The sequence below is a fragment of the Acidisoma sp. 7E03 genome, assembly GCF_054665075.1.
On the sequence record NZ_BAAFHE010000018.1, the window covers coordinates 1 to 17,764 of the forward strand.

At 62.4% G+C, this 17,764-nt stretch carries 15 protein-coding genes and 1 pseudogene; 8 read left to right on the plus strand and 8 right to left on the minus strand.

Going from position 1 to position 17,764, the window contains the following annotated elements:
• Positions 1-393: 393 nt before the first annotated feature.
• The 3 genes from ACYQ6W_RS20630 to ACYQ6W_RS20640 all read right to left on the minus strand — a co-directional run bounded on the left by ACYQ6W_RS20630 (position 394) and on the right by ACYQ6W_RS20640 (position 6,706).
• Positions 394-2,694 (minus strand): nSTAND3 domain-containing NTPase, encoded by a 2,301-nt coding sequence (locus tag ACYQ6W_RS20630; protein ID WP_459677948.1) that lies wholly within the window; start codon positions 2,692-2,694, stop codon positions 394-396.
• 14 nt (positions 2,695-2,708) lie between these two features.
• Complete coding sequence (locus ACYQ6W_RS20635; protein WP_459677949.1) at positions 2,709-4,736, minus strand: ATP-dependent nuclease; 2,028 nt, start codon at positions 4,734-4,736, stop codon at positions 2,709-2,711.
• 398 nt (positions 4,737-5,134) lie between these two features.
• Positions 5,135-6,706, minus strand: a complete 1,572-nt coding sequence (locus tag ACYQ6W_RS20640; protein ID WP_459677950.1) for a winged helix-turn-helix domain-containing protein — start codon at positions 6,704-6,706, stop codon at positions 5,135-5,137.
• Between the two features lie 153 nt (positions 6,707-6,859).
• Here ACYQ6W_RS20640 and ACYQ6W_RS20645 point away from each other — a divergent pair, with 153 nt between their 5' ends.
• The 3 genes from ACYQ6W_RS20645 (at position 6,860) to ACYQ6W_RS20655 (ending at position 10,035) form a co-directional block, all read left to right on the plus strand.
• Complete coding sequence (locus ACYQ6W_RS20645) at positions 6,860-7,885, plus strand: alpha/beta fold hydrolase (protein ID WP_459677952.1); 1,026 nt, start codon at positions 6,860-6,862, stop codon at positions 7,883-7,885.
• Positions 7,886-7,914: 29 nt separating this feature from the next.
• Positions 7,915-8,895, plus strand: coding sequence for a redoxin domain-containing protein (locus tag ACYQ6W_RS20650; protein WP_459677953.1), 981 nt, complete (start codon positions 7,915-7,917; stop codon positions 8,893-8,895).
• Between the two features lie 675 nt (positions 8,896-9,570).
• Positions 9,571-10,035, plus strand: a complete 465-nt coding sequence (locus ACYQ6W_RS20655) for a GNAT family N-acetyltransferase (RefSeq protein ID WP_459677955.1) — start codon at positions 9,571-9,573, stop codon at positions 10,033-10,035.
• Between the two features lie 325 nt (positions 10,036-10,360).
• Here ACYQ6W_RS20655 and ACYQ6W_RS20660 read toward each other — a convergent pair whose 3' ends face one another.
• Both ACYQ6W_RS20660 and ACYQ6W_RS20665 read right to left on the minus strand, forming a co-directional pair.
• Positions 10,361-10,756, minus strand: a complete 396-nt coding sequence (locus ACYQ6W_RS20660; protein ID WP_459677956.1) for an ester cyclase — start codon at positions 10,754-10,756, stop codon at positions 10,361-10,363.
• 58 nt (positions 10,757-10,814) lie between these two features.
• Complete coding sequence (locus ACYQ6W_RS20665; RefSeq protein ID WP_459677957.1) at positions 10,815-11,948, minus strand: epoxide hydrolase family protein; 1,134 nt, start codon at positions 11,946-11,948, stop codon at positions 10,815-10,817.
• Between the two features lie 510 nt (positions 11,949-12,458).
• Here ACYQ6W_RS20665 and ACYQ6W_RS20670 point away from each other — a divergent pair.
• Positions 12,459-12,758 carry a winged helix-turn-helix transcriptional regulator gene (locus ACYQ6W_RS20670; RefSeq protein ID WP_459677958.1) on the plus strand — a complete coding sequence of 100 codons (300 nt, stop codon included), beginning with the start codon at positions 12,459-12,461 and terminating at the stop codon, positions 12,756-12,758.
• 252 nt (positions 12,759-13,010) lie between these two features.
• On the opposite strand, the gene ACYQ6W_RS20675 is transcribed toward ACYQ6W_RS20670, so the two are convergent.
• The gene (locus ACYQ6W_RS20675; protein WP_459677960.1) at positions 13,011-13,946 is read right to left on the minus strand and encodes an alpha/beta fold hydrolase; all 936 of its coding nucleotides are present in this window, start codon (positions 13,944-13,946) and stop codon (positions 13,011-13,013) included.
• Positions 13,928-14,263: a GIY-YIG nuclease family protein gene (locus ACYQ6W_RS20680; RefSeq protein ID WP_459677961.1), complete on the minus strand. Its 336-nt coding sequence runs from the start codon at positions 14,261-14,263 to the stop codon at positions 13,928-13,930. Before ACYQ6W_RS20680 ends, ACYQ6W_RS20675 begins: the two co-directional genes overlap by 19 nt.
• A gap of 117 nt (positions 14,264-14,380) precedes the next feature.
• On the opposite strand from ACYQ6W_RS20680, the gene ACYQ6W_RS20685 reads away from it, so the two are divergent.
• From ACYQ6W_RS20685 to ACYQ6W_RS20700, 4 genes are all read left to right on the plus strand, one after another.
• Positions 14,381-15,010, plus strand: coding sequence for a DUF2239 family protein (locus ACYQ6W_RS20685; protein WP_459677963.1), 630 nt, complete (start codon positions 14,381-14,383; stop codon positions 15,008-15,010).
• A gap of 395 nt (positions 15,011-15,405) precedes the next feature.
• Entirely contained in the window at positions 15,406-15,978 is a 573-nt protein-coding gene (locus tag ACYQ6W_RS20690) for a hypothetical protein (RefSeq protein WP_459677964.1), read from the plus strand.
• A gap of 49 nt (positions 15,979-16,027) precedes the next feature.
• Positions 16,028-16,345 carry a hypothetical protein gene (locus ACYQ6W_RS20695; protein ID WP_459677965.1) on the plus strand — a complete coding sequence of 106 codons (318 nt, stop codon included), beginning with the start codon at positions 16,028-16,030 and terminating at the stop codon, positions 16,343-16,345.
• Complete coding sequence (locus ACYQ6W_RS20700; protein ID WP_459677966.1) at positions 16,345-17,133, plus strand: zeta toxin family protein; 789 nt, start codon at positions 16,345-16,347, stop codon at positions 17,131-17,133. Before ACYQ6W_RS20695 ends, ACYQ6W_RS20700 begins: the two co-directional genes overlap by 1 nt.
• Before the next feature lie 232 nt (positions 17,134-17,365).
• Here ACYQ6W_RS20700 and ACYQ6W_RS20705 read toward each other — a convergent pair.
• A pseudogene (locus ACYQ6W_RS20705) lies at positions 17,366-17,764 on the minus strand (hypothetical protein); the annotation flags it as partial.

The window sequence follows — 17,764 nt, forward strand, 5'->3', positions numbered from 1 at the left end:
CTGGACGTGTCCGAAGCCATGATCCATGTCGCCATGGGCAGCCTGCTACTGCGCCGGATCGCCCATAACTGACATTTCTCAAACGGACTCTAAGACCTCTTCGGCGGCCAAGGCTTCTGGTTCGGGGGGTGTACTGCCTGTCGGCTAACCGGCTCGGCGAGGCTCAAGCGGACATACGCCGTTCGACAAGTTGGGCCCGATTGCGGACTGGCAGATGGCGGGGAGATACCACACGAGGCCGAATTTCAACGATGAACCGCTCGGCACAAACAAGCCTCTCTACGTTTGCGCGGTCTTGCCCATTGTGCTTTGGCGGGTTCGGATATCCGGAAGGAGATTGCGGACAGTCACACAGATGGCTGTGCATCAACCAACATTTAGGACCGATCGACTCTACCTGTCGATGTCATCGAATATCGATCGCATCGCCGCGGGCGTGGACAGCACGGGGGCTTCTTCCTTTGTTTGCGTCACGATGTGGGTCCAGTCTGTATCGCGTTCGTCTTCTTCATCGCGCTCGCGCTTACGCTCTTCGATCGCCTCGACCGAGCGCCTGACCTGCTCGCGTGCTTCGCCGATCAAAGCTGCCGCGTCGGCGTCGACGCCAATCGCTTCCACGCGGTCCAGAATGTCGAGCAGTTTCTTGAAATGGCTATCGGGCTCTTCGTCGAGATCGGCATCCGCGGCAATCGCGTCGATCCGATCTTCAAGGGATGGCAAGACCGTGGTCCGCAATTTCATGCCCATGCTGACCAGGCGTAATGGCGATAATAGGCCGAGCATGTCCTCTTCCTCGAAGAAGGAGGCGTCGAGCGCATCTTGCGCCGCCGCTTCAAGCCTGGCCGCTGCTTCAAGGCGCAGATCCTCGCGCAAGAGCCCAAGGCGATTCGCCCGACCGTAAGTGGCAAGCTGCGGGTCGTTACCAACGGGATCGGTCCGCCAGCACGATCGCTGCAACAAATCCGGATATTGCTGAACCACCTTGGAGAAGACAACCTCGCTGGCGCGATAGGATAGGAAGTGGAACAGCATCCAATTGCGTTGTAGTTCGTCGGACGTACGGCCGAGACGGGCGACCAAGGCGTCATCCAGTGCGGTCGGGATGACCAGCGCGTCCCGGATGAGTGGCGATCCCTCGCACGTGAAGCTTCCGAGAATCGTGTCGATCGGTGCGCCGCGGATTAGCGCCGCCATCATATGCGGCTTCTGCCGCATGATCTCTGTCAGTGCGTCCGAGATCGTGGGGTGTGCGAATGTCCATCTTGGCCCGGAGAGCTTAAGGAACGACCCTTTCAGCTCCCCAAAGCAGTCCTGGATTTTGGTGATGGAATAGCCGGTCAGTTCCGCCACCGCGTGCGCTGCCAAAGGATCGTGGTCGCGGGGATCGAAACCAGCCTGATGAACATAAACCAGAATGAGTGCCGCCTGGAGCTGATCGTCCAAAGCGTTGACGGTATCGATAAGGTGCTCGGTCGGCTCTTCCATGAAGCGGACAAGCGAGGATTCGCGCGGCGCCAGCCCCTTGGTGAAGTTCGGATCCCCGAGCCGTTCCGCGATACCGGGAAGAAAATCCTCTACGGCGGCAACGGCCGCAAGGTGGGGTTTCACGCTGGACCGCCAGCTTTGACTCTGCTCGCCGAAATTGATGTGGTTGTAGAGGATCTGGGCTTTCTCGTCGAATGTCAGATCGCCCACGTCGACCACGGCGCTTTCGTTGATGAATTGTGGGAGATTGCGCTGGCCGAGCCGTCGCCGCGCTCCCTCATAGATGTGCTTACGCGACGTCAGCAGGAAGCGGTTGCCGTGACTGATCGCCGCACGCAACTTCGAGAAGGCGGAGGCCCAGTCCTGAACATAATCGTCGCGCAGCACGTTCGAACCGAAGGCGTCGTCAATCCAGAAAAATCGCCCGGGGTCGTTTGGATTCCATCCCGCCTCGAAATCGCGCGGGCTCGTGAGGGCAAGGACGGTGTTATCCGGGTTCTCCGATGCGATCGTGGAAACGATAGCGCCAATCGCCGATTTGCCGCTCGACGGATTACCGAGCAGGAGTACAACACCATGATCCGAGATCGCGTTAACGGCGTCGCGATGGGCCTTGGTCGGAACGTAAGTCCGCATCTTCGGAATCCAGCTGTCGAGGAGGGCACGGCTCTGTTCGCTGAGCCGCTCGTCGATGATCGAGGTCAAATCGCCAAGACCATAGACCTGTGGCACGAGCGCGCGCAGGCGGGCGCTGCTCCTGATGACCCGAACGATATACTGGCGGCCCAAAATATGCGCTTTGCGCACACCGAGCGCGCGCAATCGCGCGCGCATCGCGGCGGCGACGGGCGCATCGACGCTCATGTTGGTCATGAAGGCGTAGGTGTCGGCAAGACCGGCCTTAACCAGTTCCTCAACGTTTTCGGTCTCGTCCGATAGATCGCCCGCCTTTAGCGTCTTGCCCGCCTCCGAGGTGTGCTTGCACTGAATTGTGCCAATAGAGGGCGCATCCGATCCCGACGGTATGAGAAATACCGCGTCTTGGCCGCCATCCTGCGCTTCCCGAAAAATCTCGACCGGACGGCCGAGCACGACCTCGCAGACCTGCGAGCAGAGATCCTGGAATGCGCGCCAACCGATCGTATGGAGCGCTAGGTCGCTCCACGGACCGTGCGCGCCGCGCACTCGGGCGGATACAATCTTGCTCAAGCCGTTGTCAACTTTCACGCGACGGAGACCGGCGCTTGCGCCTGTGGCGGGTTAGGGAGGTCCTCGTCACGGAAAAAGCGCCACATTGCGCGAACCACGTTCTTCAACATGCCGCTCTCGCGACCGTGCTCCTTCGCGCGCAGCAATGTCTGATATACAACCTCAGGAATTTTCTGAGTGTCATTGCTCGGGTGCACTCCGAAGGGCTCGCAGGCAGCAGCAAGGCACGCGGCGTGAATCTCGGGGGTGATATCCTCCTTGAGACGATGTTCCAGCGTTTTGCCGAAATGCGCATAGCAATCGCTCACGAGGTCATCGGTCGGGGCGCCATTGAACACTTGGTCCGGCTTTGCGAGCTTGCTCAAGGCAAGATCGGTTGCGGGCGTGCGCTTGGCTTCAGGTAAGTGTTGATCGCAATCCCAGAGCAGGAAGGTCGGAATGCCCAGCTCACGGAAAATGACATAGGGACGGTCAAGGTTGGCCTTGCCCTCGGCCGAAAGGATGGCGATCCCGGCCGCCTCGAAATTGACGCCGAGCATCCGCGCGGTCGCCGTTAGCGCTGCTTTGTCGCTACGCCCCTCGACTAGGATGACGCCATTTGCGAAGAATCCCTCGGCTAGCTCGGCTCCGAGGATATGGAGCCGCGGCATCACGGTTTGCGCGCTGTACGAGCCGGCGGGCTTATCCCAGCCGCGTTCGAGCTTCTTCGCCACGACACCGAGATCGAGGGCCTGCAAGCTGCACTGCTTGAACACGCTGTCGGCACAGGCTGAGCGGCGGGCGAGCCGAATTTCGTCGGCCTTGCCCATTGAAATGAACATCGGCGAGTGCGAACCGAAGATGATCTGGGTATGCCCCTGGACGCCCGGAAGCGTGCCGCTGCTCAGCCCGCGCAGCACCTCGGCGAAATGCCGCTGCTTGGTCGGGTGCTGGTAGAGTTCGGGCTCCTCGATCGCGAGGATCAATGTTGGCGCCTGGGCGACCACCGCGGGACCGCCCGGAGCGCCGCCAGCCACATCCCCGGCAACTGCATCGTCAGCTTCCGGGACCGCCGTGCGAGCCAGATGTTGGAGCAGCGTGAAGATGAAGGCGCGTTGCAGGCCGTGACCCTGCCTATCGACCGGGCCGCCGAAACCGTCGTCCTTGAGAAACACGTCCGCCATCGGCAGCGGGACCGGCATCTCTCCGATTTCCCGCCAGCTCAGTGCCACTTCCGCGTCTTGGTATAGGCCGCGAAGGTCGGCGGTGAGCGTCCCCGCCAATGTACCAAGCTCGGGCATGTTCTCCGCCGACACCAACGCCTGATAGGCTTCCGTCATCTGCGCTTTGAAAGCTTGGACGTCGGGTCGCTGCAAGATCTGGCTACGTACCAGCAACTCGAGCAACTTGCCGATAACGCTCGTCTTGCCGTCGGCCGCATCGGCCGATGCCTCACGTACAGCCGGGACGAACACGAAGCTTGTATGCCTCTGGAGCTTGCCGCGGCTGCTGTTCTGAAAGCCGAAGAACTGCCCGTCATCGGGCAATAGGACCAGTTGAGCGGGATGGGCTGCCTCCCAATCCAGCAGCGCCTGGTCAACCCCGGCGGCGCTGCTGGCGTTGGGCAGATTAGCGTAGAGAGGATTGTTTTCACGCAGGGCATTGTAGGCCGCGCGTTTCGGCGCCGCCGCGGATTGCGATCGAATCGCGACGAAGTCGGGGATTTGAGGGACGACACCGTGATAGCGACCGCTAGAGGCGCCACCGTCGAAGATGCGGGTGACGACCAGCTTGCCGTCGCGAACGCGGTCCTCGAACGAAGCCGCTTCCTGCTCGCTCAGCTGGTGAAAGGTGAGTTCTATCTCGATCGGTTGACCCTGATCGCGCCCGAAGAAGTCGTCGGCGTCGCAGCTCTTTGACGTCGAGTAAAATTTCTCGATGGCTTTCAGTATCGACGACTTGCCCGCGCCATTGCCGCCGATGAACGCCGTATGCGCGCCGAAGCCGACTTCGATATCTCGAAGCGATCTAAAGTTCTTGATGCGCGCGCGCTCGAGCTGCATCGTCCTCTCCCCCCAGTATCGTTACTTTTCGATCTCGATCGGTTCGAATGCAAGGGCAATCACAACCGTCCGGACCCGCACCCCCGAGGGGCGTGGCCTATGTACGCGCATCGGCCGCCGCTCACCTCGGCTTGAACGAACGTCAGCTTTCAGGCTCGGCGTCGAGGCGCCGTAACGACGACAACGGACGCTTTGCTGCGAAGGGGGCCGCTCGTCGAACGTCAGCTTCCAGGCAAGCCCTTTCAAAGCGCGGCTGTCGAGGTTGGGTCGATAGGCGATTCGCAGTTCCGAGGGGAGAGCGACTTGTCTGATTCGGTCCAAATTGGACGTTGGGGTTGGGTCACGCAATGCCGCATGAGGGTCGTCCCGCGCCAATATCGCCGATGATGGAGAAGAAGTCAGAGGGGCAGACCCGCGGCTGCCAGAGCTTTGGCGTAAGTCTCGGCCATGCCAGGATGCGGCACCGGGATACGGGCGAAGAAGCCAGAGACGGTGAGCCCTGGCTCCACGGCCAGCAGTGTCTGCACGATCTCCCGCGCCTGCTCCGGGTGACCGAGCTTCATCTGCGCCACCGCCGCGACCCGCAGAGCAACGGCGAAGCGCCGGTTCTGGGCGAGGGAGCGGTCCGCCCACAGCAAGGCCTCGGGAAAGTTCTCCTCGATCACGGCTGCGATCGCCATGGCGCCCGACATGAACCATCCGCGCGGGTCGCGCGGGTTCAGCCTTTGCGCACGCATCACCATCATGCGTCCCTCCCGCACGTTGCCGCACATGATCTCGATCCATCCGGCGAGCGTCAGCGCCATGGCGGAATTCGGGTTGAGCAGCAGCGACCGGCGGAACAGCTCGCGCGCGGGCTCTCGCGCCGCGCCCGCCATGTTCCAAATGGCGAAGGCTGCCATCCACAGGACTTGCGCATCGTTCGGCAACAGTTCGACGGAGCGCCATGCCAGGGTGCAGGCACGCGCGCGGGTCGCCTGATCCTGCGTGATCCAGCCTTGGAAATGGCACTGAGCCCGGCAATAGGCCAAGGCCGCCAGTGCAGGCGCATGATCTGGAGCGAGCGTGCAGCATTGTTCAAGGGTGGCGATCGCCGCCGCCATGCTGGCCGGCGTGAATTCGCCCACCTGTCCATAGGCGCGCAGCACCAAGTCATAGGCATCAGGATGAGGTGGCGGATTCTGCGTCAGCTTGCCGATTTCGGCAAATTGCAGCGTGGGCTCGATGACAGCCGCCACCGATTCCGCAACTTTCTCCTGAAGTGCGAAGACCTGGCGCATGTCGCCATCGAAGCGCTCCGCCCACAGATGCGCGCCTGAGCCGGCATCGACGAGCTGGCAGGTGATGCGAAGCTTCTCGCCACCGCGGCGCACGCTGCCCTCGAGCACATAGGTGACGCCGAGCTCCGTGCCGACCTGCCGGACGTCGATCGCCTTGCCTCGGTAGAGGAAGGAGGAGTTGCGGGCGATCACGCAGAGACCGCTGCTGCGGGATAAAGCGGTGATGATCTCTTCCGTCATCCCATCGGCGAAATAGTCCTGCTCGGGATCCACGCTCAGATTGGCGAAAGGCAGCACGGCGATGGAGGGCGCCCGCACCGTTTGGCGTAGGGTGGCGGCGTCTAGATGAGCGGCGGCGGGCGGCTCGGCGGGGGTGGATGCCATCGTTCGGACGCTGCCCACGAAGCGGATGCCCTTGCGTGGCAGGGTTTTGATTAGTCTCTGCTCGCTGCCACTGTCCCCGATGGCGGTGCGCGCGGCGTTGAGCCTGCTGCTGAGCGTCGCCTCGGAAACGATGCGCCCCTTCCAGACGGTGGCGAAAAGATCGTCCCGGCTCACCACCCGGTCCCGTAACGCGATGAGACAGGCGAGCATATCAAAGACCTGAGGCTCGACCGGCACCAGGGCCTCGCCATGCCGTAGCTCTCGACGGTCCGTGTCGAGGCTGAAGTCTTCGAACTGATAGAGCATGCGCAGACCATTCTGTTCTTCAGGAGGCTACCACGAAGGAGACAGGGGCAAAATCAGGCAAATCTGAAGGGAATCTGCAGGCCGTCTCCAAGCGCGTCGCCGCCGTCCAGTGCAGTCTCCGGCGATCGAAACGCGATGAAGAAGGGTCATCCCATGCCAGACTCCGCCCCCAATCATGATCGTCGGCGCTTCCTTGGCGTCGCCGCAGCCGCGACCGTCGCCGCGCAGCTCGGGCTTCCCCGGTCTGCCGCCGCCGCAGCAGCGGCCGGTCAAGCAGGGTCCTTCCAGGCTCCGCTCAAGTCGGTCCGCGCCGGGGTGCTCGAGGTGGGCTATGCGGAACTCGGCGATGCCGGCCGCCCCGTGGTCATCCTGCTGCACGGCTGGCCCTATGACATCCACAGCTATGCCGAGGTCGCCCCCATCCTGGCGGCCGCCGGCTATCGCGTGATCGTTCCCTATCTCCGCGGCTACGGCACGACCCAGTTCCTGTCCCTCAGCACCGTCCGCAACGGCCAACAAGCGGCCTTCGCGCTCGACATCATCGCGCTGATGGACGCGCTCGGAATCCATCAGGCGGTGATCGGCGGGTTCGACTGGGGCGCGCGCACCGCGGACATCCTCGCGGCCCTCTGGCCGGAGCGGTGCCGCGCCCTTGTCGCCGTCAGCGGCTATCTGATCGGCAATCAGGAAGCGGGAAGGCAGCCGCTACCGCCCGTGGCGGAACACGCATGGTGGTATCAGTTTTATTTTGCAACAAGCCGCGGCCGCGCGGGCTATGAAGCCTATCGCCAAGCCTTCGCAAAATTGATCTGGCAGACCGCTTCACCCCGTTGGGCCTTCGACGATGCAACCTTCGCGCTCAGCGCGCAGGCGCTCGACAATCCGGATCACGTCAGCATCACCATCCACAACTACCGCTGGCGGCTGGGGCTTGCCGATGGCGAGCGGCGTTATGACGCGCTGGAGGCGCGGCTGGCGCAGGCGCCGGCCATTCACGTGCCGACGATCACGCTGGAGGGGGACGCCAATGGCGCGCCGCATCCTCAGCCCGCCTCCTACGCCGGGCATTTCAGCGGCCATTACGAGCATCGCCTGATCACCGGCGGCGTCGGCCACAACCTGCCGCAGGAGGCGCCGCGCGCCTTCGCCCAGGCCGTCATCGATGTCGCCCGCGCCTGAGTGGCGCGATCAAGACGAAGGAGGGTGTCATGCTGTCGCGACGTGCCTTGCTGGGCTTATTGGCAGGCGGCTGCCTGGTGCCGCCCGGACTGCCTGCTCTCGTCGCGGCAGCGGTGCCGCGCGGCGGCCAGGCGCCCGACTTCGTTGGCATAGACGGTTGGCTCAATACCGCGACACCGATCACGCGCTCGGCCTTGCGCGGCCGCGTCGTGCTCGTCGAGTTCTGGACCTATTCCTGCATCAACTGCCGCCGCACCGTGCCCTACCTCAATCGCTGGCAGGAGGAGTACGGGCCGCATGGGTTTGAGGTCATTGGGATCCACACGCCGGAATTTGGCTTCGAGCATGAGCGGCCAGACGTCGCTGCAGCCGTCACAGCTTTGGGTATCCGGTTTCCTGTCGGGCAAGACAACGAGTACCGCAGCTGGCAAGCCTGGGGAAACGAAGCCTGGCCGTCCTTCTACCTGCTGGACCGCGCCGGCCGGATTGTCCTGCTGCGCGAGGGAGAGGGCAATGCGCGTGAACTGGAGGATGCCATCCGCGCGCAGCTCGGCCTGAGCGGAGCGGCGCCGCCGGGGCCGGGCGACGATCCGGACCTCGCGCGCATCGGCTCACCCGAAGTCTATTTCGGCGCTGCTCACCCGACGCCGCAGGACCCGGCGCAGAGCCCGAGATGGGGGGAGGCGACCTACCACTTCCCGCCGGCAGGCCCTGCGCTCGATCGCTACCAGCTGGACGGCACCTGGACGCGGAAGGGGGAGAGCCTGACGCTCCGTTCGTCCCGCGGTGGGCTGCGCATCCGCTTCTCCGCCGGAAAGCTCCATCTCGTGGCCGCCGCACTCCCGTCGGCGACCCTCTCAATCCGTGCCGATGGCAGAGCCGTCCGAACGGTCGAGATACGGGAGCCCACGCTCTACACGCTTTTCGAGAGCCCGAGCTACGGCGAACATCGTCTTGACATCGAAGCGGAGGGGGCTGGACTTTCGCTCTTCAACGCGACCTTCGGATAGTCCACCGGAACAAGGTCTCATCGCTCTGAGAACCAGTAGCATGCACACGGCCTACGGACATGCTTGCTGGTGAGGCACGTCTCTCGCTTCAACAATTCGGTTAGATGGCGGCTTTGAAGATAGCCCGCTTGGCAGCCAATCGCCCGCTCCGGGTTGGATGGGGCGCCGATGCATCGAGAGGGCACTTGTCAATGAACGCTGACTGAGCGAGATCGAGAATAAGGCTGTCTTCATAATCGGGAGAGTGAACAAAAGCGGCGAGAAGATGAACGAGTATGTCGATCGTCTTTGCGGGATGCCTAACGGGAGCAGTGACGCTGAAAACGATGATCCTGGTGCCGGCGATTTGCTGAGCCAGTCCGGCCCTGACTCCTTCAAGGAGGCGCAGAGCCACTTTGCCGCAGACGTAGTCTGCAACCTGCAGCCGTGAGCTTGCTGCGATCTTCTGCTCGTAGACCAGAGTGTCGATATTTTGCGCTGCTACTCGCCTTGTCTCCGGGGGCCGAACTCTTCTCGCTGCCGCTATATAGGCGCCCTACCCAATGTCCGCTTTCGGCGGACGCCCTCGCTCGCGCCAAGGGCGTAGTTGGGTCGAGAGGTGATCCGCGATGTCCAGGGATAGCAGGCGGGCTGAATTGAGGTAAGCTCTCGGAGCAAGCTGACGGACCGCACACTATGGATGCAACTATTCGCGATTCAATTGAAGGGGACAACCCAACCTTAGCCTGTGCCATGCGGGAGCTTATGAGCAAAGCGCGATATCCAGAATTCTCCCCGGACGCGCCCGATGAAGTGGCTCTCAAAGATATAAAAGGATGTAAGACCCTTGTTTTGGAGATTGAGGGCAAGGTTGTTGGAATGATCTCCGTATCCACAATAGATCTTTCAGCCAGGGGAATTTCGAATCTCCGTAACATGGCCTTCGTAATGGCTTTTTGGATCGATGTATGTCATCGGAGAAAAGGTTATGGTCGCGCTTTGTTTTTGGAATTTCGAAAATGGGCAGAGCAGGAAGATATTGATATTATAAATTTGGCCGTCGAAGCGGACAATAATAGCGCTCGCGCTTTCTACCTGAAGCTTGGACTACAAGAGACCTCACTGCAAATGGCTGTGCACCTCAAAGAAGGTAGAGCTTGAATGGCTGCTTTTGGCGAATGCTAAAGGCTGCCGCTACAGCCGAGTTGGGTCGAGAGGCGACCCGTGGCATTGGGGGCGACCGCGCCCCATCGGACATTCCGGCGTGGAGATGCTTTTTCGTTCCCTAGCCCACCATCGTAGTTCTGCGCGCGGCGGCGCGCGCAGATTCTAGCCCGCTGGTTGGATGCATCAGAGTGTGTGCGCGGCTGACTGCGGCGAGAGGGAGGCGCCCGCATGCGCCAAGCTGAACAGAGAGAGGGAATTCTTCGTCACGCTCGGGTGCCCCATCAAGAGCGGGTACACGAACGCAGTCCACCTCTTGATGCTACTCTTGCTGAAGCTGCGCCCGGATCGCGGCCTGATCAATCACGGACCAGACAGTTTCGATCGTCCCGAATTCGAACCGATAAAAGACGTTCTCGGTGAAGGTGACCCGTCGGCCGTTGACGGCAAGCCCGAACACCTCGCCTCGGGGAGTGCAGTCGAAGAGCAGTCTCGCCCCGAGGAAGGGAGGGTCGACCACAAGCACGTCGATGTTGAATATGAGGTCGGGAATAGCAGCGACATCACGTTCGAGCATCTTCCGGTAACCTGCAAAGCCGATCGCCTCGCCGTTGTGTCGGGCATCCTCGGAAACAAATTCTCCCAGGCGCGACCAGTCCCGCCGGTTCAGACAATCGATGTAGGTCTGGTATCTCTCCAGAAGCTCGTCCCTGTCCATTTGGTCATTCCTGATTTGACGATGCGATGACGTCCAGGCCGTTGCTGCGACGTTAGGTTCACCCGCGCGATACGGTTGCGATGAACGCTCTCAGGTCGTCGAGCATCAGTTCCGGCTGCTCCAAGGCAGCGAAGTGGCCGCCCTGTGCCATATTGGTCCAATGGACGACGTTGTAGGTTTTCTCGACGAGAGATCTCGGCGGGGGAAGGAATACTGGATCGGGGAACGCGGCGACGCCCATCGGCGTGCGCACGTGCGTGCCGGACGGAAAGCGATCCGACCGCTCCAGCCGCTTGCCGCGGTAGATCCAAGTCGCAGTGACGACCGACGACGGCGCGATATAGAGCATGATGTTGGTGAGCAGATCCTCCTCGGAGAACCTGCTCCACAGGTCAGGGCTGCCGTCCGGATGCTTCGGAAGGTCCGCCCAAGCTCCGAACTTTTCGAGGATCCACCCGGCAGCGCCCACGGGACTGTCTGCCATCGCCACACCCAGCGTCTGAGGCCGGGTCTCCTGCTCACGGCTGTAGCCGGTCTCCAGATCGAGGATCGCCGCGCGGCGGGAGATCAGATCCTTCTCCTCGGGCGTCTCTGGGGCGGTGTCTTCAGCAAGGACGCTGACCATGTTGGTGTGGAAGCCGAGCAGAGCGTCCGGATACTCGCAGGCCATCCAGCTCGCAATGTTGGCTCCCCAGTCTCCACCCTGAACCACGTAACGCGACGGGCCGAACAGCCGCGTCATCAGCGCGTGCATGAGGTCGGCGGCGCGGCGCGGCCCAATGATGCCGGTGAGCGGTCTGGAGAAGGCGAAGCCCGGGAGGGAAGGCACGATCACATCATGTCCATCAGCCGCGAGCGGTTCGAGCAGCCGTTCGAACTCAAGAAACGAGCCCGGCCACCCGTGAAGCAGCAGAAGCGGCGGCTTGGACCCGTTGGCGCGTACATGAACGAAGTGGATACGTTCCCCATCTATGTCGGTCGTGAAATTAGGGAGCTCGTTGAGGTGTCGTTCGACCTTGCGCCAGTCGTAACTATCTCGCCAATAGGCTACGAGCCGCTTGAGGTCGTCGATGCCGATGCCAGAATTCCAGCCTCCCGCGTCGGGAAGCTGACTCCAATCGTATGCCTTCACCTTTGTCAGGATCGAGGTGAGGCGCTCATCTGGGACGTGGATGGTGTAAGGCGAGACCATAGTCTTCTCCCATTTTGTTGACGGCGGCTCGATTGATCAGTCGCCAATCTCGATACGATCTTGCCGGCGTGCCGGGCGACATGAGCCACCCCAGTCTCCTCTAAGGGGAATACGCGATCGATCTGAGGCTCGATGCCGGTTCTCACCAAGGCGCGCAGCGAGGGTATGGGCCGGATGTAGATACACCGAAGCGTGATGCGTCATTTGAGCAATGCTGTCGTCTTGATCGGGCCGTCGCACCCCGTCAGCGTCGCCTCTTGCAGGGCGAAGATCGAAGCTCCACCGGTGTAGCTCGCCGGGCCCGAAAAGGAGAACCTCGGCCTCCTCGATTACGATGGCGGGACGTTCCCGCCCGCTAGTCTTGCAACGTCGCATCGGCCGTCCCCTTCCGGGAGACAATTTAATGCGCTACCTTCCCATGGCACAGTACGTACAAAACACACATGTAGTATCATGAATGATAGTGTCAGCCGCAGGAACCGCAGGAAGGCAGAACGGACGGGGTGTGCTGTGGAAGCCACCCTTTCCGTTATCGGCGGCATCTGGAAGCCGGTACTGCTATTCCACCTTCTGGAAGGAAAGTTGCGCTTCAACGCGCTGTGCCGATCCCTGCCCTCGGCAACGCCGCGCATGATCACCTTGCAACTGCGCGAACTGGAGGCTGATGGGATCGTCAAGCGCACCGTCTACCCGGACGTTCCACCGAAGGTGGAATACGAGCTGACCGCCCTCGGAGCGTCCCTTGCACCCCTGCTCCTGAGCATGCGGGACTGGGGCGAGCGGCTCAAAGCGTCGGAGGTGGATGAGTAAGCTAGCCACCGCACCCGAGATGTAGGCGGGGACGGCGACTGAGGTCGCGCTTCCTTCTCGCTTTGGAGTTTCGCCTTTTCCGGCGAATGATTCAAAAGGGCTTGGGGGGCCGGGCGCGGAGCTATTGTCAACCTCGGCTTTCGGGTCGAATGGCGACACGGTCTGCCGACCGTCATGGGTCGAAAGGAGCAAGGCTGCCGTTGCGGCAGCGCCGTTGGACAAGGTGCTTTGATTATACGTCTTTTCTATCCCTCACGCAGTCATGCTTGAGCGGTGGACGGTTCGATCAATCCCATCTGCAACCATCGCATACAGGGAGGGGGGAAGATCGTGCCCCATCCCTTCGACGGGAAGCCATTCCGCGCCAGGTATCGACGCGGCAGTGTCAGCGCCGCATGCGAGCGGAAACAGAGGATCCTCTGTTCCATGCACAATGAGAGCCGGGACGCTGATTTTCCTCAGGCGATCGCGTCGATCACCGGAGAGGGCGATAGCTGCGAGTTGTCGCCCAAAGCCACCCGGCACGTAGCCACGGCGCAGCTCCGTGCGGATGATCCGCCGATATGCCTCTTCGTCCAGCGGGTGGGCGCTTCCCGCAATCCTCTGCGCGAAGGCAACGCCATGCTCGATGAAACCCGTTTCATCCGATCTTGGATCGGGCGCTTCGCGAAGCAACAATGCCATCACATCCGGCGTGCTCGATGGCAGGTCCGGGTTGCCCGAACTCGACATGATCGAGATCAGCGATTGCACCCGCGCAGGATGCTCGCACGCCATGATTTGCGCGATCATGCCTCCCATCGAGCGACCGACCACATGGGCGCGGCAGATGGAAAGGGCGTCGAGCAAGCCAATGGCATCAAGCGCCATATCCTCCATCGTATAGGGAAGGTCTGGTTGGCGTCCCTCCGCGAGTGCGCTGGCCAAGGCGACGAAATTTATGGGGCCTTGCGCGGCGAAGTGCGTCGAGCATCCCGCGTCGCGGTTGTCGAATCGCACGACCCGATAGCCTCGCGCAGAGAGCCCAGTGCAGAAGGTGTCCGTCCAGCGGATCATCTGGGTGCCGAGGCCCGCAATCAACAGTATCGTTTCAGCCGTCTCGGCGCCAAAACTGTCATAGGCCAGGGTGATGCCATTGGCCGCCACGGAGCGTGATACCGGCACCATGCTCAGATCGGCGAAGCGCAAAGTTGGCCCACCCAATGGGCCAGGCGCAGTTTGGCTGCGCGGTCACGGACGAGAGCGTTATCCTCCTCCTCCAGCCGTTCCAGAACGTCAAAGCTGAAGGCTTCGCATCCATGCGCGCTCCAGGCGCCCTGCAGCGAGGAATGCGGGTTCGCGCCCTGCCGAAGCGTGAACCAGAGGCGGTTCTGGATCTTGGAGAGATCGGGCGCGTATCCCACCCAGATCTCGCCCGAGGCTGCGCAACGCACCGCGTAGATGCCGCGCTCGGTCTTTCGCTCCTTATACGCGCGGACGGCTGCCTTTTTGTCCTCGATGTCCATGTCTCGCCCTCATCAACCCGAACCGAGCTCTACCCCACCGAATCGACGTATGCAATATTACCCGGGTAAAACACTTCATCCAAGGTTGCCGTGCCTGTGGGTTCTAAAGGAGAGGCTATGACAGAGGTTTCAGCGGGAACTTGTACGGCGTTCCTGGGTATGCGGCAGCTCGCGAGCGGCTCCCTCATCACGGTCGCTCTTGCGGTCAGGGCGGCGCAAGCGGCTGGGGTCGGCGAGCGGATCCTGACCTTCGACGACGGATCGGGCGCCGTCATTGATTTCGACCTGCGCGGGTCCGAAGCGGACCTCAGAGCCAGACTTGCGATACAGGGGCAGGCCGGACGCCTTCCGGCCGGTGCTCGCACCGTAGGCGGCACGGATAGTCCCGCGCGGACGCCCGGCCGGCCTAAGCTGGGCGTTGTTGCACGCGAAGTGACGCTGCTTCCGCGGCAGTGGGAATGGCTGGCGTCTCAGCCGGGCGGTGCTTCACAGGCCTTGCGGCGCCTTGTCGACGAAGCCCGGCGGAGCGACGGAGGGAAGATGGAGATGAGAGCTGCACGTGAGGCCGCCTATCGCTTCCTCTCGGCTCTCGCGGGCGACCTGCCCGGCTTCGAGGAGGTGACCCGCTCACTCTTCTCCGGCGACACAGAGGGATTTTACAACCGCATGAGCACCTGGCCACCGGACGTCCGAAACCATGCGCTGAAGCTTGCGGTCAAAGCGACTAAACCTGCGGAGGGCGGCTAGCCTTTGGTGGCGCTGAATGTCCGCTTCTGGAATATGCGCTGGCGTCCGCCTATGGCCCTAAGCGGCCGTTGTGGCGGGTGCCAAGTGCGGTTTGGCTCAGTACGACGCTTTGCTGCCCTCACGTGCGGGGTTCGGCTCGAACGTTCGATCTGGGTTCGATCCGAGTTCGTTCCGAAATCGTGCTAATTTGCTGCGCCGCAGTCTGATCCTGCGAGGCTAACCGCCACCCTCTCGGCCGTGCGATGGTGGCCAGGGCACTCGGATTGCCCTCGGCGGGGAGGGGCCTCGCGGCTGTGGCGAGGGTGGCCTTTGCCCACTTGCGCCTTCTATGAGGCCTCGGCCGAGCCAGCAGGATCTCCGGCACAGGGCCACCATCATGCTTCTCCATAGGTACGATGGCCGGTAGCCGGGGCCACGGCAACCTCGACCGCAGCGAGTTTCCCCTGCCGCCCAAGGGCGGCATTCCTCGTGCGGCAAAATCGCCGCCGACTTCGGTCCTCCGCTCTGCTCCGGTCGCAAGCGGTGCCGCACCCCCGGCCGCCGGCAAGCCCGGCGCGGAACGCCTGCGGGACTGGCTCGATGCCGGGCAACTTCCAAGGAGCAACGCTCCGATCAGCATCGAGGAGACGATCACCGGACGGCTCTTCGCCGTGGCGCGGCGAGCCGATCCGACCATCAAGGCGCGGGATGCGGGCGAGCGGGCCATCGTCGACTGGCTCGCGGAGAAGGTCGCGGGCGCCGACCTGGAAGCGGTCGTGGTCTATGAGAGCGGCAAGGTGCCGAGGATCATCGCCAATCAAGCCATGGATGCGAATATCGATGTCGTGACGACACGGGCCTTTCTTAAAATCGCGGAACATCGATCCCTTGTGACGGACGCCGCGAGCTACTGGCGTCGGGTTGCAGAGCAGTCCCCAACCGCGAACCCTGCCCATGTCGTCACCATGGACCGCCGCCTCAAACCGTAGGTCGCTACCTGGTGCATCTGGTAGCCCTCGTTTGTGCTATAATGACCTCATGGAACCGATCGTATTGCCTGACCCCTCCGCTCAGAAACCGCTCTGGACCCAGGACGAAGCCGTTGCCTTCGAGGTTGCGCGGGAGACGATCAGCCATCTCATGTCGATCTGCACGAGTGAGATCGCGGAGGAAGAGCGTAGAGCGGAGCCTGACAAGGTGATCATCGCCCGTCTCGAAGCCCGATTCACCGCCCTGCATCAAGAGCGAGCGCGGTTAAGGCTGACGGATCATGCCGAGGTCGCGCGTGTTACCGACGAATACGGAGTTCAAGTACGAGCCTGGAATCGTCGTCAGGATATGCTTGCGGCTGAATAGTGGCGCTCGATCCGGCGGCCTATCGCCTCTCCGAAGACGATCATCAGAGGATTTTTGAGACCCGCATAAAGCCCAGGCTTTTTGCGGGTGTCGCTCCTTCTCCCGCGTCCGTCGCCGTCATCTTCGGGGGGCAGCCTGGTAGTGGCAAAAGTGCAGCCCTGGACTGGGCTGCAAACCAGCTCGCGGAGCGAGGCGGTGCGGTGCAGATCATCGGCGACGACCTGCGCGAGTATCATCCTGCGAATGCGCGGCTCATGCGCGAGGATGACAAGATCGCGGCCTTCTATACCGGGCCGGATTCTGGCCGTTGGGTCGAGAAGGCCATGGCCTATGCGAAGGAGCAGCGATTCAACGTCATCATCGAGGGCACCATGCGCGACAGCAATGTGGTGGCCGCCACGATGAACGGCTTTCGCGAGGCAGGGTATGAGATCGATGCCCGGGTTCTTGCCGTTAGCTTCCAGCTCAGTGAGCAGGGGATTTACCAGCGGTATGAACGTCAGAAGGCCACGCGCGGGGGCAGGATGACGACGCCGGACGCGCACCAGGCGGCCTATGATGGGCTTCCAGTGACTGTCGGGCGCATCGAAGTGGAGAAGCTTGCGGACCGCCTGACGGTCTATCGGCGCGGCGGACGAATGATTTACGAAAACGAGTTGAGGGATGGTGCGTGGCTTCGGCCGCCACAAGCAGCGGCTGTGATTGAAGCGGAACGTGCGCGGCCGATGACGGCCGAGGAAGCGGAGGCCTACCGCGAGGGCTACCGCGCCCTTGCCGCTATGGTTTGAGCGCCCGCGCGGCGCGCGACCCCCGAGGAAATCGCGAAGATCGACCAGCTTCTTGCGGCGGCGATGCCGCTCGATGCCCGGATCGCCGACTACTGGGCAAAGGCCGCCGCGAAAGCGCAGAGCACGGCGCTGTCAGACGCACCCAGCCTCACCCCTGATCAGAGCGTGAACCGGCCGCGGCGGCGCTGAACAGGAGCGGGAGGCAAGGGCTGCACCTTGCCTCCCGCTCCGCTTACTTGCCGTCTGGTACGGACGGCGGATCGAGCCACACCGACATCGCGCAATACCGCCTGCCATTCGCATTTGTGCTGACCGACTGCTTGCAGACGGCCAGCGCTCGCACTGGATCGTTGTTCGCCATCAGCCTGGACCAGGTTGCGGCGGCTTCTGGGCCGGCTGCCATGGCCGCCGAGATCGTGTTGCCCACGACTTCGCCGGGCGTGGGTTCAGGCGCAACCGACCGGCCGGTTAGCCACAAAAGTTCCCGACGGTAGCGCTTGCCCTTGGTCCACCCTTGCGCCGACGCACGCGCAAGCCGCGCGCTGTTCGCAACCGTCCTTGGCACGATGGAGGGATGAAGAACAGCAACCAAAGCAGATCCGCTACCGCTCGCGCCGATCGGGCCGCAAGG

Coding starts and splice junctions, on each gene's coding strand:
- ACYQ6W_RS20635 (WP_459677949.1), bottom strand. CDS start 4,736: ATGCAGCTCGAGCGCGCGCGCATCAAGAACTTTAGATCGCTTCGAGAT.
- ACYQ6W_RS20640 (WP_459677950.1), bottom strand. CDS start 6,706: ATGCTCTATCAGTTCGAAGACTTCAGCCTCGACACGGACCGTCGAGAG.
- ACYQ6W_RS20645 (WP_459677952.1), top strand. CDS start 6,860: ATGCCAGACTCCGCCCCCAATCATGATCGTCGGCGCTTCCTTGGCGTC.
- ACYQ6W_RS20650 (WP_459677953.1), top strand. CDS start 7,915: ATGCTGTCGCGACGTGCCTTGCTGGGCTTATTGGCAGGCGGCTGCCTG.
- ACYQ6W_RS20655 (WP_459677955.1), top strand. CDS start 9,571: ATGGATGCAACTATTCGCGATTCAATTGAAGGGGACAACCCAACCTTA.
- ACYQ6W_RS20660 (WP_459677956.1), bottom strand. CDS start 10,756: ATGGACAGGGACGAGCTTCTGGAGAGATACCAGACCTACATCGATTGT.
- ACYQ6W_RS20665 (WP_459677957.1), bottom strand. CDS start 11,948: ATGGTCTCGCCTTACACCATCCACGTCCCAGATGAGCGCCTCACCTCG.
- ACYQ6W_RS20680 (WP_459677961.1), bottom strand. CDS start 14,263: ATGGACATCGAGGACAAAAAGGCAGCCGTCCGCGCGTATAAGGAGCGA.
- ACYQ6W_RS20685 (WP_459677963.1), top strand. CDS start 14,381: ATGACAGAGGTTTCAGCGGGAACTTGTACGGCGTTCCTGGGTATGCGG.
- ACYQ6W_RS20690 (WP_459677964.1), top strand. CDS start 15,406: ATGGCCGGTAGCCGGGGCCACGGCAACCTCGACCGCAGCGAGTTTCCC.
- ACYQ6W_RS20695 (WP_459677965.1), top strand. CDS start 16,028: ATGGAACCGATCGTATTGCCTGACCCCTCCGCTCAGAAACCGCTCTGG.